This is a genomic window from Mesorhizobium sp. WSM4810, assembly GCF_055811235.1.
The window spans coordinates 13,292-26,862 of the sequence record NZ_JBVVQV010000011.1; the positions used below are offsets into that span (position 1 = coordinate 13,292).

Annotated in this window: 11 protein-coding genes; all 11 read right to left on the reverse strand. The window is 64.7% G+C overall.

What is annotated here, in order from left to right; translation table 11 throughout:
- Positions 1-28 precede the first annotated feature (28 nt).
- The 11 genes from ftsA to AC0L3O_RS17370 all read right to left on the reverse strand — a co-directional run bounded on the left by ftsA (position 29) and on the right by AC0L3O_RS17370 (position 13,536).
- A complete protein-coding gene (gene ftsA, locus AC0L3O_RS17320; protein ID WP_023798744.1) occupies positions 29-1,336 on the reverse strand; it encodes a cell division protein FtsA in 1,308 nt (435 codons plus the stop codon).
- Entirely contained in the window at positions 1,333-2,274 is a 942-nt protein-coding gene (locus AC0L3O_RS17325) for a cell division protein FtsQ/DivIB (RefSeq protein ID WP_473537027.1), read from the reverse strand. The genes ftsA and AC0L3O_RS17325 overlap by 4 nt, the downstream gene beginning before the upstream one ends.
- Positions 2,262-3,188 carry a D-alanine--D-alanine ligase gene (locus tag AC0L3O_RS17330; RefSeq protein ID WP_091594156.1) on the reverse strand — a complete coding sequence of 309 codons (927 nt, stop codon included), beginning with the start codon at positions 3,186-3,188 and terminating at the stop codon, positions 2,262-2,264. Before AC0L3O_RS17330 ends, AC0L3O_RS17325 begins: the two co-directional genes overlap by 13 nt.
- A 302-nt stretch (positions 3,189-3,490) precedes the next feature.
- On the reverse strand, positions 3,491-4,456 hold the full coding sequence (gene murB / locus AC0L3O_RS17335; protein WP_473616140.1) for a UDP-N-acetylmuramate dehydrogenase: 966 nt from the start codon (positions 4,454-4,456) through the stop codon (positions 3,491-3,493).
- Entirely contained in the window at positions 4,453-5,859 is a 1,407-nt protein-coding gene (gene murC / locus AC0L3O_RS17340; protein WP_473616141.1) for a UDP-N-acetylmuramate--L-alanine ligase, read from the reverse strand. Before murC ends, murB begins: the two co-directional genes overlap by 4 nt.
- Positions 5,856-6,983: an undecaprenyldiphospho-muramoylpentapeptide beta-N-acetylglucosaminyltransferase gene (gene murG / locus AC0L3O_RS17345; protein ID WP_473616143.1), complete on the reverse strand. Its 1,128-nt coding sequence runs from the start codon at positions 6,981-6,983 to the stop codon at positions 5,856-5,858. Before murG ends, murC begins: the two co-directional genes overlap by 4 nt.
- Before the next feature lies 1 nt (position 6,984).
- A complete protein-coding gene (ftsW, locus tag AC0L3O_RS17350) occupies positions 6,985-8,136 on the reverse strand; it encodes a putative lipid II flippase FtsW (RefSeq protein ID WP_023798738.1) in 1,152 nt (383 codons plus the stop codon).
- Positions 8,136-9,539, reverse strand: a complete 1,404-nt coding sequence (gene murD, locus AC0L3O_RS17355) for a UDP-N-acetylmuramoyl-L-alanine--D-glutamate ligase (RefSeq protein WP_287259785.1) — start codon at positions 9,537-9,539, stop codon at positions 8,136-8,138. The genes ftsW and murD overlap by 1 nt, the downstream gene beginning before the upstream one ends.
- An 8-nt stretch (positions 9,540-9,547) precedes the next feature.
- The gene (gene mraY / locus AC0L3O_RS17360) at positions 9,548-10,630 is read right to left on the reverse strand and encodes a phospho-N-acetylmuramoyl-pentapeptide-transferase (protein WP_023798736.1); all 1,083 of its coding nucleotides are present in this window, start codon (positions 10,628-10,630) and stop codon (positions 9,548-9,550) included.
- Between the two features lie 24 nt (positions 10,631-10,654).
- Positions 10,655-12,088 carry a UDP-N-acetylmuramoylalanyl-D-glutamyl-2,6-diaminopimelate--D-alanyl-D-alanine ligase gene (locus AC0L3O_RS17365; protein WP_473616144.1) on the reverse strand — a complete coding sequence of 478 codons (1,434 nt, stop codon included), beginning with the start codon at positions 12,086-12,088 and terminating at the stop codon, positions 10,655-10,657.
- A complete protein-coding gene (locus AC0L3O_RS17370) occupies positions 12,085-13,536 on the reverse strand; it encodes a UDP-N-acetylmuramoyl-L-alanyl-D-glutamate--2,6-diaminopimelate ligase (protein ID WP_473616145.1) in 1,452 nt (483 codons plus the stop codon). The genes AC0L3O_RS17365 and AC0L3O_RS17370 overlap by 4 nt, the downstream gene beginning before the upstream one ends.
- Positions 13,537-13,571: the final 35 nt, after the last annotated feature.

Sequence of the window (13,571 nt, forward strand, 5' to 3'; positions counted from 1 at the left end):
GGCCGCCTATGGGGCTGTCCCCGTCAATTTAAAAACTGTCTCTCAACCACTGACTCATTCGATGCAGTTTTCCGCCAGTTCCGGTCATCCTGAGACCAGAAATTCCTTTCGCCGGATGGCTCTCGAAATTCGCCATCTGCGGGTAGATCAGAAGCCCGACTGGCGTCGAGAAAGCCGGCCCCTTGGCCGCCTCCGGCAGGCCCGCTACACCGAGCGGACGGCCGATGCGCACATTGCGTCCGAGAATGCGGCGCGCTGCCTCGGGCAGGCCGGAAAGCTGGCTGGCGCCGCCGGTCAGCACGACGCGCTTGCCGGCCGCGTTGCCGTAGCCGGACCTGTTCAGCCGGTCGCGCAACAGTTCGAGCGTCTCGTCGATGCGCGCCCGGATGATGCGCGTCATCACCGAACGCGGGATCTGAAGCGGCACCTCGCCGTCCTCGCCGATCGGCTGTATCGAGACCAGGTCGCGGTCGTCGGCACTGCCGGGCAGCGCCGAGCCATGCATCACTTTCAGCCTCTCGGCGGCATCGAGCGAGGTTGACAGGCCCTTGGCCATGTCCAGCGTAACGTGGTTGCCGCCGATGGCGATGGCGTCGCCATGAACGAACTTGCCTTCCGAAAACATCGAGATCGTCGTGGTGCCGCCGCCCATGTCGATGCAGGCTGCGCCCATCTCCAGTTCGTCGTCGACCAGTGCGGCAAGACCGCTGGCATAGGGCGTCGCCACCATGCGCTCGACCGACAGGTGCGAACGGTTGATGCAAAGCTCCAGATTGCGCAACGGTGCCGCGTCACCCGTCAGCACGTGCATGTCGACGCCGAGTTGGTCGCCGACCATGCCGCGCGGATCACGCACGCCGCGCTCGGCGTCCAGCGAAAAGCCGACGGGAAGCGAATGGATCACTTCGCGCTCGGCCCGCAGCGCCTGCTTGGCGCCGGCGGCAAGCACGCGCTTGATGTCGGCCTCGTCCGCCTCATGGCCGCCAAGGTTGATGGTTGCCGAGAAGCTTTCGCTCTTCAGCCGGCCGGCCGTCATATTGACGATCAGCGAATCGACGGTCAGCCCGGCCATGCGCTCGGCGGCATCGACGGCAAGGCGAATGGCGTGCTCGGCCCTGTCGAGATCGATGACGACACCCGATTTCACGCCTTGCGATTTCTGGTGGCCGATGCCGATAACCTGTATGCGATGCGAGCGCCCGCGCAGCAGCATGCCGTCCTCGCGCGGCTTGAGCTTGGCCACCACGCAGCAGACCTTGCTCGAGCCGACATCCAGCACCGTCATGATGCCGGATCGGCGCGACGAGGCATCGCTGTTGCCGCCAAGCCAGCTCATATCTTCGTCTCCGGCTTGCGCTTCGGCATTTTCGGCTTTTCATTGAGCGCGGCCTGACGCTGCGTCGCCGCCTCCGGCGTCAACTGGACGACGAGGCGATCGGAAAGGCGCATGTCAACGGCGGCGATATCGCGCGTCAAAAGCCCGTTCTCTCGGTCCATCCTCAGCAGATCGGCGATCGCCTGGTCCTCGCCATCCTCGGGGAGCTTGACCGTGATGCCGTTTTCCAGCTTCAGGTCCCAACGTCGTTCGCCGATGCGGATGTAGCCTTTGATCCGTGCGGCAAGCTCTGGGTATTTCTTGATCCTGGCCAGGAAATCCGGCGCCTTGGCCGGGGCGCCGGTGCCGACGATCAGCGGCAGCAGCGACTGCTTGCCGCCGGAGAATGGCGCGATCACGGCGCCGGAGCGCTCGATGACCGAAAGCTCGCTGCCCTGCTGCCAGAGCGCGAAGGGCTCACGCTCCTCGATGCGCACCTCCAGCGTGTGCGGATAGACCTTGCGCACCGCCGCAACCTCGACCCAGGGCAGCGTGGCGATGCGTTCCCGCGCGGCTTCGGCATCGAAGCCGATCAGCGACGTCCAGCCATCGAACTGCATCCTGTCGAGAATATCGATCTCGGAGGTTGCGCGGTTGCCGACGACCTTGATCTGGTCGACGGCAAAGCCCGTGCGCGCGGTGATGCCCTGGACGATAGCGTCGACATGCCCGCCGAGATAGGCGCCATAGGCACTGCCCGATACGAGCAGCGCCGCCGACAGCACGGCTGCGGAAAACGGCGGCACCTCGAAGTCGTCCTCGCCCAGACGCGCCAGCATGCGCGCCGGCCGGCGAAGCAGGCGCGGCAGCACGAAATGGTCGAACGACAACGCCACACCGAACAGCGTCGGCCCGGCCGCGCCCTTCCCCTTGCCCTGTCCCCACCTCAACGCAGACACGAAGCGTCCTCCACCATCCAACTCAACAAATCGCCGAACGAGTGTCCCGCCTGCGCGGCGATCTCAGGCACCAAGGATGTCGGCGTCATGCCGGGCTGAGTGTTGACCTCGAGCCAGACAATTTCGCCGTTCTCGGAGTGTCGATCATCATAACGGAAGTCCGACCGGGAAACGCCCCGGCAGCCGATGGCTTGGTGAGCCCTGAGCGTCAGTGTCTGTATTTTTTGGTAAATATTCGGTGAAATTTTTGCAGGGCATTCGTGTTTTGATCCGCCCGCGACGTATTTTGAATCATAGTCGTAGAAGGAATGGCCGGTCGGGATAATCTCGCAGACGCCGAGCGCCACATCGCCCATCACCGCGCAGGTCAACTCCCGCCCGTGCACATAGCGCTCCGCCATGACGGTATCGCCATACTTCCAGTCGGACGAGCCGATGACCTGCGGCGGATGCGACTGCCCTTCGTGCACGATGACGACACCGAAGCTCGACCCCTCATTGACCGGCTTGACGACGTAGGGCGGCTTCATCGGGTGCTTGTTCTGGATGGCGAAGCGATTGACCACCTTCGATTCGGCAACCGGTATGCCGACAGACTTGGCGATCTTCTTGGCTTGTTCCTTGTTCATGGCAAGCGCCGAGGCGAGCACGCCGGAATGGGTGTAGGGGATGGCAAGATATTCGAGGATGCCCTGGATGGTGCCGTCCTCGCCGAAAGGACCATGCAGCGCATTGAAGACAACATCAGGCTTGAGCTCAGCCAGCACCGATCCAACATCGCGCGAGACGTCGACGCGAGTGACCTGGTAGCCTTCCGTCTCGAGCGCATCGGCACAGGCTTTCCCCGAAGACAAGGACACGGGCCGCTCGGACGAGAATCCACCCAGAAGGACGGCCACGTGCTTGCTTTTCATTTCCCGTCATTCCCTGTCACGGCGGGCCCTTTCACTGCGGGTCTGCATCTCACACGCCCCGGAAAGGGCCATACACTCAAACGCTCGGAGCAGTCCCTGCTCTGATGATTTCTGCACCATCGGCCCCCGAGTTTTCCCGGCAGGCAGCCCCTGACGGAAAAACGCTGGTGACGCGTCGAAACGACTCAAATCAGGAAACGCTTCAGGGCAGAGAATCAGAGAGTTGAATCGCTGGCAAGTCCTTACGATTCCGCGAGATTCACTTTCCGCAAAAACGGCCGCGAAAACTGTGTGTTGAGTCCTTACAGCAACTGCCCGAGGAATTCCTGGACCTCGTGCCCCGGCCGGAACTTGCCGATGCGCTTGATTTCCCAATGCAGCCGGATGCCCGACCTTTCGAGCACGCGCGCGCGCACCGTCTCTCCAAGATATTCAAGGTCGTAGCCGGTCGCGGTTCCCGTGTTGATCATGAAGTTGCAATGCATCGGCGACATCTGCGCGCCGCCGATCATCAGCCCCCGACAGCCCGCCCTGTCGATCTCCTTCCAGGCCGAGGTGCCCTCCGGATTCTTGAAGGTCGAGCCGCCGGTCTTTTCGCGGATCGGCTGCACGGTCTCGCGATGATGCTGGACGGCGTCCATCGCCGCCTTGATCGCGGCCTTGTCTGCCACAACGCCTTCGTACACCGCCGATGTGAAGATCAGCCCGGCAGGTGCTGCCGAATGGCGATAGGCGTAACCCATATCGGCGTTGCTCAGCGTGTGCACATTGCCCTTGCGGTCGAGCGCCCGCACCTCGACGACGCGCTCGCGCGTCTCGACGCCATTGGCGCCGGCATTCATCCTCAGCGCACCGCCGATGGCGCCCGGAATGCCGTGGTAGAACTCAAAGCCGCCTATGCCAGCCTGATAGGCGACAGCGGCAAGGCGTTTGTCGGGCGTGGCCGCGCCCGCCTTGATTGTGGTTGGCGCAATCACTTCGGCTTCGCCAAAGCCCTTGGCCGAAAGCCGGATGACGAAGCCCGCAATACCGCCGTCACGGACAAGCAGGTTCGAGCCGATACCGACGGTGGTCAGCGGTATCTCTTCGGGCACTGCTCCCAGGAACGCAGCGAGATCGTCTTCGTCGGCCGGCTGGAACAGCGCGTCGGCCAGCCCGCCGGCGCGGAACCAGGTGATCTTGTCCATCTCGGCATTGGGCGTGATGCGGCCGCGCAGGCCGGCAAGCCGGCCGCCAAGCTTGTCGATCAATGCCTGGCCACGCATCATGAGGCAGTACCGCCGAGTTCCCTGGGCAGCGCGTAGGCCCATTGGGTGATGTTGCCGGCACCGAGGAAGACGATGAAATCGCCTGGATTGGCCAGGTCGCGGATAACCGGCGCAATCGCCGCGGGGCCTTCGATGTAGCGCGCGTCGCGATGGCCGCCGGAGCGGATGCGCGACACCAATGCCTCGGACGTCACCCCGTCGATCGGCTCTTCGCCTGCCGCATAGACCGGCGCCACCATCACCGTGTCGGCATAGTTGAAGCAGACGGAAAACTCGTCGAACAGGTCGTGAAGCCGGGTGAAGCGGTGTGGCTGGGCAATCGCGATGACGCGGCCCTTGGTGGCATCGCGCGCCGCCTTGAGAACCGCCGTGATCTCGACCGGATGGTGGCCGTAATCATCGAACACATCGACGCCGTTCCACGAACCGGTACGGGTGAAGCGCCGCTTGACCCCGGCGAAGGACGACAGGCCCTTCCTGATCGCCTCGGCCGAAAGGCCGAGCTCATGCGCGACGGCGATCGCCGCCGTCGCATTGGCGACGTTGTGACGGCCGGGCATCGGCAGGCGCAGGCCTGATATCGTCGACTGGCCGCCGGTCTTGCGGTCGCGGATCACCACGTCGAATTCCGAGGTCGGGCCATCCATGCGGTGATTGATGAAACGCACGTCGGCCTGTGCGTTCTCGCCATAGGTGATGACGCGCCGGTCCTCGATGCGGCTGACCAGCGCCTGCACCTCGGGATGGTCGGTGCACATGACGCCGAAGCCGTAGAACGGCACGTTTTCGACGAACTGGCGAAAGGCCTCGCGCACCTTGTCGAAGGAGCCGTAATGGTCGAGATGTTCGGGATCGATATTGGTGACGACGGCAATCTCGGCCGGCAGCTTCAGGAACGTGCCGTCGCTCTCATCGGCCTCCACCACCATCCATTCGCCATCGCCCATGCGGGCGTTGGTGCCGTAGGCATTGATGATGCCGCCATTGATCACGGTCGGATCGAGCCCGCCGGCCTCGAGCAGCGTCGCCACCATCGAGGTCGTCGTCGTCTTGCCATGCGTGCCGCCGATGGCCACCGCCTGCCGGAAGCGCATCAGTTCGGCCAGCATCTCGGCGCGACGGACGATGGGAAGCAGTTTCTCGCGTGCCGCCTTCAGCTCCGGATTGGATTTCTTGATCGCCGTCGAGACGACGACCACTTCGGCATCCCCGATATTGTCGGCATGATGACCGACAAAGCACTCGATGCCCTTGTCGCGCAGCCGCTGCACATTGGCGCTGTCGGCCTGGTCGGACCCCTGCACCTGGTAGCCGAGATTATGCAGCACCTCGGCGATGCCGCTCATGCCGATACCGCCGATGCCGATGAAATGCACGAGGCCGATCGTCTGCGGCATCTTCATGCGTGCGTCTCCTTCCTGAATTCCGATACGCTTTTCTTCGACGCAATAGCCTCTGTCAGATCGGCGAGCAACCGTGCCGCGTCCGGTTTTCCGGCCGATTTCGCCGCCGCTGCCATTGTGGTCAGCCGCTCCGGATCGTCCATCAGCGCTCCGACCAGCGCGGCGATGCGCTCGGAGGAAAGCGTCGATTGCGGATGCACTTCGGCGCCGCCTGCCGCGGCCAATGCCGCGGCATTGGCGGCCTGGTCGTGGTCGAGCGCATGCGGATAGGGCACCAGCAGCGCCGGCCGGCCGATCACCGCGATTTCCGATACGGTCGATGCGCCGGATCGTGACATCACCAGGTGCGCCGCAGCCATGCGCGCCGCCATGTCGGTGAAGAAGGGCGACACCTCAGCCTCGACGCCAAGGACGGCATAGGCCGCCTTCACCCGCTCGACATCGTCGGCACGCGCCTGCTGGGTGATATCAAGCCGCTTGCGTTGTGCATCGGAAAGCTGTCGAACCGCCGCCGGCACCGCATCGGAAAAGAACTGTGCGCCCTGGCTGCCGCCGAACACCAGAAAGCGGAACCGCTGCTCCCCGGTCGACGCCGCATAGGGCGTCTTTGCCGCCTCCAGCACTTGCGGCCTGACCGGATTGCCGGTCGTCACCGTCTTGGCGCCTGCAGCGCTTGAATCTTCTGGCAAAAACCCGCCGGCGATGGCATCGACACGGCCGGCGAGCGCCCGGTTGGCGCGCCCCATCACCGCGTTCTGCTCGTGGATCAGCGTCGGCACCTTGCGCCGCGTCGCCGCATAGAGCGGCGGCAGCGTCGGATAGCCGCCGAAACCGACCACCACGGCTGGCTTGACCCGACCGATCACGGCCGATGCCTGCCGCACGCCGCCCCAGATCTTCCAGAAGGCGGCGAGCACGGCGAAAGGATTTTTCGAGCCGATGGTCGCCGACTGGATCGGATGGATGCCCGCCGCCGGGAACTGGCCGGCAAAACGCTCGACACGATCATCGGCGGCCAGATGCACCGTCCAGCCGCGCCTGATCAGCTCGTGCGCCAGCGCCTCGGCCGGGAAGAGATGCCCGCCCGTGCCGCCGGCCGCCAAAAGGATCGCGCCCCTCGACATTTCACTCCGCCGGCATGGCGCGCTGCGACGGCGCGAAGCCCAACTGCTTGCGCTTTTCCGGCCGCTTGCGCGTCAGCGCCAGCACCATGCCCATCGAGATGGCGATGGCGATCTGCGAGGAGCCGCCATAGGAGATGAACGGCAAGGTCATGCCCTTGGCCGGCATCAGCTGCAGATTGACGGCCATGTTGATGACCGACTGCAGACCGAAGACCGTGACCAGGCCGCCGACCGCATAGCGTGTGAAATCGTCCTGCTCCTTGAGCGCGGTGCCGAGGCCGCGCAGCACGATGAAGGCGAAGATGATCATGATGAAGAAGCACATGATCAGTCCGAACTCCTCGCCGGCCACCGAGTAGACGAAATCGGCATGGCTGTCGGGTATCACCCGCTTGACGGTGCCCTCGCCCGGACCGACGCCGAACCAGCCGCCATTGATCAGTGCATCGCGGCCCATGTCGACCTGGAACGTGTCGCCCTCGCCGGTCATGAAGCGATCGATGCGGCCGGCGACATGCGGGAACACGGTATAGGCAGCAAACACGCCGCCGATGCCGACAGCGCCCAGCGCGATGATCCACAGCCATGGCAGTCCGGCCATGAAGAACATCACCCCCCAGGTGCCGAGCACCAGCATGGTCTGGCCGAAATCGGGCTGCGCCACCAGCAGCGAGATGACGAGGGCCAGCAGCAGCATGGCGAACAGATTGCCTGGAATGTCGGGCTGGCGCTTGTGTTCGGCAAACAGCCAGGCGCAGATGACGACGAAGGCAGGCTTCAGGAATTCCGACGGCTGCAGCGACACCCCGGCGAGCGACACCCAGCGACGCGCGCCCTTCACCTCGACGCCGATGTAGAGCACCGCCAACATCAGCACCAGCGTGATGCACAGCATCGCCAGGGCCATGCGCCTGATCTGCCGCGATTCCAGGAAGGAGACGGCCAGCATCACGCCAAGTGCGGGAATGGTGAAGATGATCTGCCTCGTGGCGAAGTGGAAACTGTCCAGGCCGATGCGCTGGGCCACCGCCGGGCTTGCCGCGAAGGACAGCACGATGCCGAGCCCCATCAGCGACAGGAACGCAGCCAGGAACCAGCGATCGATCGTCCACCACCAAGTGGCAACCGGGCTTTTGTCGAGACGGCTTTGCATTATCGTGCCCCTCCGATGAGCTTCACGCCATCAATAGTGCTCGCAGCTTGCCTGAAGGCTTCGCCGCGCACTTCGAAATTCTTGAACTGGTCGAAACTGGCGCAGGCCGGTGAAAGCAGCACCACCACCTCGCCGTTGCAGTCGTCCCTGGCCGCGTCGCTTGCCGCATGCTCGACAGCTGCCGCCAGAGTGCCGGAGATCTCGTAGGGCACCGCCTCGCCAAGCGTCGCCGAGAAGGCTGGTGCGGCCTCGCCGATCAGATAGGCTTTGGCGATGCGCGGAAAGAGGCCGCGCAACGGCTCGATGCCACCCTCTTTCGGCAACCCGCCGGCGATCCAGTAGATGCGCGGAAAGGAGGACAATGCGGGCGCAGCCGCATCGGCATTGGTCGCCTTGGAATCGTTGATGAACAGCACATGGCCCTTGCGGCCGACCTGCTCCATACGGTGCGCCAGCCCGGGAAAGCTCTCCAGCCCCGACTGGATCTCGCCCAGATCGAGCCCGACCTTGAGGCAGGCGGCGAGAGCGGCCAGCGCATTCTGCGCATTGTGCTGGCCGCGCAGCGAGCCGATGCCCTCGAGAAAGGCGACCCGGCTGTAACGGCCGTGCACCGCCTCCATCAGATCGGTGCCCTCGGCGAAATAGCCGTCGGTCAGCGGCAGGCGCTTCGAAATGCGGATGACGTGCCGGCCTGCCCGCTCCAGCCGGTCGGCGAGCTGGGCGCACCAGGAATCGTCGACGCCGACGATGGCCGTTTCGCTGCCGGCCGTCAGCCGCTCCTTGATCGCGGCGTAGTGCTGCATCGTGCCATGACGGTCGAGATGATCGGGCGTCAGGTTGAGCAGGACGCCGGCGGTCGGATTGATCGAGGGCGCCAAGTCTATCTGGTAGGACGAGCATTCCACGACATAATGCCGCCCCGGTTCCGGCGGATCGAGCGTCATCACCGCGCGGCCGATATTGCCGCCCATCTGCGTGTCGCGTCCGGCCGATTTCAGGATATGCGCCGTCAGCGCCGTGGTCGTCGATTTGCCGTTGGTGCCGGTTATGGCGACGAAGGGTGCAGCCGGCGCCAGCAAGGTCCGCTGCCGGCAGAATAGCTCGATGTCCCCAATGATCTCGACGCCTGAAGCGCGCGCCAGTTCCACTGTCCAGTGCGGCTTCGGATGCGTCAGCGGCACGCCGGGCGACAGCACGAAGGCCGAGAACTTCGCCCAGTCGGCGCCACGCAGGTCGCCGGTCGCGATACCGACGGCCGCGGCATTGGCGACACTGCCGGGATTGTCGTCCCAGGCGAGCACCTCCGCCCCGCCCTCGATCAACGCGCGCGCAGTGGCGATCCCCGAGCCGCCGAGCCCGAAGAGTGAAACGCGCTTGCCTGCGAAGGATGCGGCGGGGATCAAGCGGCCTCCTATCGCAGCTTGAGGGTCGACAGGCCGACCAGCGCCAGGATGACGGCGATGATCCAGAAGCGGATCACCACCTGGCTTTCGGTCCAGCCGAGCTTTTCGAAATGATGGTGGATCGGCGCCATCAGGAATACCCGCTTGCCGGTCATCTTGAAGTAGCCGACCTGGATGATGACCGACAGGATCTCGACAACGAACAGGCCGCCGACGATGACCAGCACGATCTCGTGCTTGGTGGCAACCGCAACCGTGCCGATCAGGCCGCCAAGCGCCAGCGAGCCGGTATCGCCCATGAAGATCGCCGCCGGCGGTGCGTTGAACCACAGGAAGCCGAGGCCGGCGCCGATCACTGCGCCGAGGACCACCGCCAATTCACCGGTGCCGGGCACGAAATGGATCTGCAAATACTCGGCGAACACCGCATTGCCGGACAGGTAGGCGATGACGCCGAAGGACGCCGCCGCGATCATGATCGGCACGATCGCAAGGCCGTCGAGGCCATCGGTCAGGTTCACCGCGTTGCCGGCGCCGACGATGACGAAGCACGAGAACGGGATGAAGAACCAGCCGAGATTGATGAGGAACTCCTTGGCGAAGGGGAAGGTCAGCGACGATGAGAACGGCGCCTGGCCATTGTGCATGATCACCCAGGCGGCGATGCCGGCGATGACGAATTCAAGCCCCAGCCGCGCCTTGCCAGAGAAGCCGAGATGCGATTGCTTCGTCACCTTGAGATAATCGTCGTAGAACCCGATCGAGCCGAAACCCAGGGTCACCAGCAGCACCACCCAGACATAGATGCTGGACAGGTTCGCCCACAACAGCGACGAGCCGATGATGCCGCACAGGATCATCAGCCCGCCCATGGTCGGCGTGCCGGCTTTCTTGAAATGCGTCTGTGGCCCGTCGGCGCGGATCGGCTGGCCCTTGCCCTGCCGCAGCCTCAGCGAATTGATAATGGCCGGGCCGAAGATGAAGACGATCAGCGCCGCGGTGATCAGCGCGCCGCCGGTGCGGAAGGTTATGTAGCGGAAGACGTTGAAGACCGAGATCTTGTCCGCGAATTCGACGAGCAGTGTGAACATGCGATTCGGTCCCCGGACCTGGCTCTAGGTCTGTTTGGCGGTTGCGGCTGCCGCCGGAAATTTGCTGAGCAGTACGTCGACCAATTTGGAAAACCCGATGCCTTTCGACGATTTGATCATCACCACGTCGCCCGGCTTCAGTGCCGACAGAAGCACCAGTTTCAGATCCTCTGCGCCGGCGCGATATTCTGTCTCGATCTCATCAGGCAGGATATCGGCCAGCGCCCGCATTTGCGGGCCGGCGAGAAAGACCGTGCGCGTGTCGGTGCCGACGATGAGATCGGCAAGGGCGGCGTGCAGCTTCGCCGAATGGTCGCCGAGCTCGAGCATGTCGCCGAGCACCGCGATGCGCCTGCCTTCGCCCGACACCGGCGTCGCGTTGAGCAGCGCCATTGCTGCGCTCATCGACGCCGGATTGGCGTTGTAGCTCTCGTCGATCAGCGTGATCGGACCTTTCGGGTGGCGCAGCACATGGCGCTTGCCGCGTCCGCGTTGGGCCGAAAGATCGGCCAGCGCCGGCGCCACCCTGGCGATGTCGGCGCCGACCAGGTGCGCGGCGCCCAGCACGGCCAGCACATTCTGCACCATGTGTCGGCCCGGCGCGCCGACCCTGGCGGTGATCTCCTGACCGCCGATCTTGGCAGTGATGACGGAATGATCGGCATGCAGCGCGCATGTCAGCAGCTTGAAGGTCGCACGGGCATTCTCGCCAAAGCCGTAGATGTGCTCGACGCCGGCGGCTCTCGCCATCTTGTCCAGAAGCTTCCAGCGCGGGTCGTCGCGGTTGAGAAGGACGGCGCCGTCCGGTTCCAGTCCTTCGAAAATCTCGGCCTTGGCCCTGGCGATCTCGTCCAGGTTGCGGAAGAAGCCGAGATGTGCCGCGGCGATCAGCGTGACGATGGCGACATGCGGCCGGACCATCCTGGCCAGTGGCCGGACCTCGTCAGGATGGTTCATGCCGATCTCGAACACGGCATAGTCGCAATCCACAGGCAGCCGCGCCAGCGTCAGCGGCACGCCCCAGTGGTTGTTGAAAGACTGCGCCGATGCGTGCACCTTGCCGACTACGGACAGCACATGGCGCAGCGCTTCCTTGGTGGTGGTCTTGCCCGCCGAACCGGTCACCGCGATGATCTTGGCATTCGAGCGCGCGCGCGCGGCCAGCCCCAGCTTTTCCAGCGCGGCCAAGACGTCCTGCACGACGATCATCGGCGCCGTCAGCCGCCCGAGCGACGGCAACTTGCCCTCAGCGACGACCAGCACGCCGGCGCCGGCCTTGATGGCGGCGGTCGCGAAATCGTGGCCGTCCATCGCCTCGCCCTTGATCGCGAAGAAAGCATCGCCCGGCTCAAGACTGCGGCTGTCGATCGAGATGCCGCCGATACCCTCCGGCATCGGCCCGAGCGGTCGTCCGCCCATGGCGGCGACGAGATCCTCTGACGTCCACAGCAAGTTCATGCGGCGTGCTCCTGGAGCGCGGCGCGGACTTCCTCATGGTCGGAAAAATGCAGCGTTTCGGCGCCGACGGTCTGGCCTTCCTCATGCCCCTTGCCGGCCACGATCAGCGTATCGCCGGCATGGAGCATGGCGACTGCCTCGTGGATCGCCTTGCGCCGGTCGCCGATCTCGATGGCGCCGGGTGCAGCGGCAAGAATCGCGGCACGGATCGTTTCGGGCACTTCCGAGCGCGGATTGTCGTCGGTGACGATCACGACATCGGCGAGCCGCGTGGCGATCTCGCCCATGATCGGACGCTTGCCACGGTCGCGGTCGCCGCCGCAGCCGAACACGACGATGACGCGGCCGGTGGTGAACGGCCGCACCGAAGCCAACACGTTTTCCAGCGCGTCCGGCTTGTGCGCGTAATCGACATAGACCGGCGCACCGTTGGCAGTGGTGCCAACAAGGTCCAGCCGGCCCGGGGCGCCCTTCAATTTCTCCAACGCCATCAGGGCTTTGGCGGCAGGTGTTCCAGTAGAAATGGCGAGGCCCGCCGAAACCAGGGCATTGGCGATCTGGAAATCGCCGGCCAGCGGCAGGTCGATCTCGTGGAGAACGCCATCGACTTCCACCTCGGCACGCTGACGGTGGCGCTCGTGCTCGACCCGCTTCAGTGTCAGGAACTCGCCGTGGCGGCCGACCGTCAGCACATCCAGTCCCGCCGCCCTCGCCGCCCGTATCGTCGGCTCCGACCACGGATCGTCGGCAAAGATGACGGCCGGCGCGCCCTTCGGCAGCAGCGCGTCGAACAGGCGCAGCTTGGCGCGATGATAGTCCTCGACTGTCGGATGATAATCCATGTGGTCGCGGCCGAGATTGGTGAACCCGCCGGCTGAGAGCTTCACGCCGTCAAGCCGGCGCTGATCGAGACCATGGCTGGAGGCCTCCATCGATGCGTGGGTGACGCCGGCATCCGCCAGTTCGCGCAGCAGCCTGTGCAGGTCGACCGGGTCGGGGGTGGTCAGCGAGCCGTACTCGTTGCGGCCCGGCGCCACCACGCCGGTCGTGCCGATCGAAGCAGCGGCAAAGCCTGACTGCTCCCAGATCTGCCTGGTGAAAGCCGCAACCGATGTCTTGCCGCTGGTGCCGGTCACCGCGACCATGGTTTGTGGCTGCCTGCCGAAGTAGCGGGCCGCACTCAGTGCCAGCGCCAAGCGCGGATCGTCGACGGCGAAAACCGGCACCGGAAGTCCGGCGACGCTGCCCTTGCCGCCCACGATCGCTGCGGCGCCGCGCTTGGCGGCATCGGCGGCATAGGCCGCGCCATCGGTCTTGGTGCCAGCGAGCGCGAAGAAGACCACGCCTGGTCCTACCTGGCGGGAATCCGAAGAAATCCCGGTAACCTCCGTATCGAAGGAAGCTGTCCCCTCGACAGGCAGGATACCGGCTAGGTCTTTCAGCTTCATCGAACCCCGTTCATAGCAACAAAATAGCGCGCAGT

Excerpts from the sequence above, each read along its gene's own strand:
- ftsA (WP_023798744.1), bottom strand. The coding sequence starts at position 1,336 with ATGAGCTGGCTTGGCGGCAACAGCGATGCCTCGTCGCGCCGATCCGGC.
- AC0L3O_RS17330 (WP_091594156.1), bottom strand. The coding sequence starts at position 3,188 with ATGAAAAGCAAGCACGTGGCCGTCCTTCTGGGTGGATTCTCGTCCGAG.
- murB (WP_473616140.1), bottom strand. The coding sequence starts at position 4,456 with ATGATGCGTGGCCAGGCATTGATCGACAAGCTTGGCGGCCGGCTTGCC.
- murC (WP_473616141.1), bottom strand. The coding sequence starts at position 5,859 with ATGAAGATGCCGCAGACGATCGGCCTCGTGCATTTCATCGGCATCGGC.
- murG (WP_473616143.1), bottom strand. The coding sequence starts at position 6,983 with ATGTCGAGGGGCGCGATCCTTTTGGCGGCCGGCGGCACGGGCGGGCAT.
- ftsW (WP_023798738.1), bottom strand. The coding sequence starts at position 8,136 with ATGCAAAGCCGTCTCGACAAAAGCCCGGTTGCCACTTGGTGGTGGACG.
- mraY (WP_023798736.1), bottom strand. The coding sequence starts at position 10,630 with ATGTTCACACTGCTCGTCGAATTCGCGGACAAGATCTCGGTCTTCAAC.
- AC0L3O_RS17365 (WP_473616144.1), bottom strand. The coding sequence starts at position 12,088 with ATGAACTTGCTGTGGACGTCAGAGGATCTCGTCGCCGCCATGGGCGGA.
- AC0L3O_RS17370 (WP_473616145.1), bottom strand. The coding sequence starts at position 13,536 with ATGAAGCTGAAAGACCTAGCCGGTATCCTGCCTGTCGAGGGGACAGCT.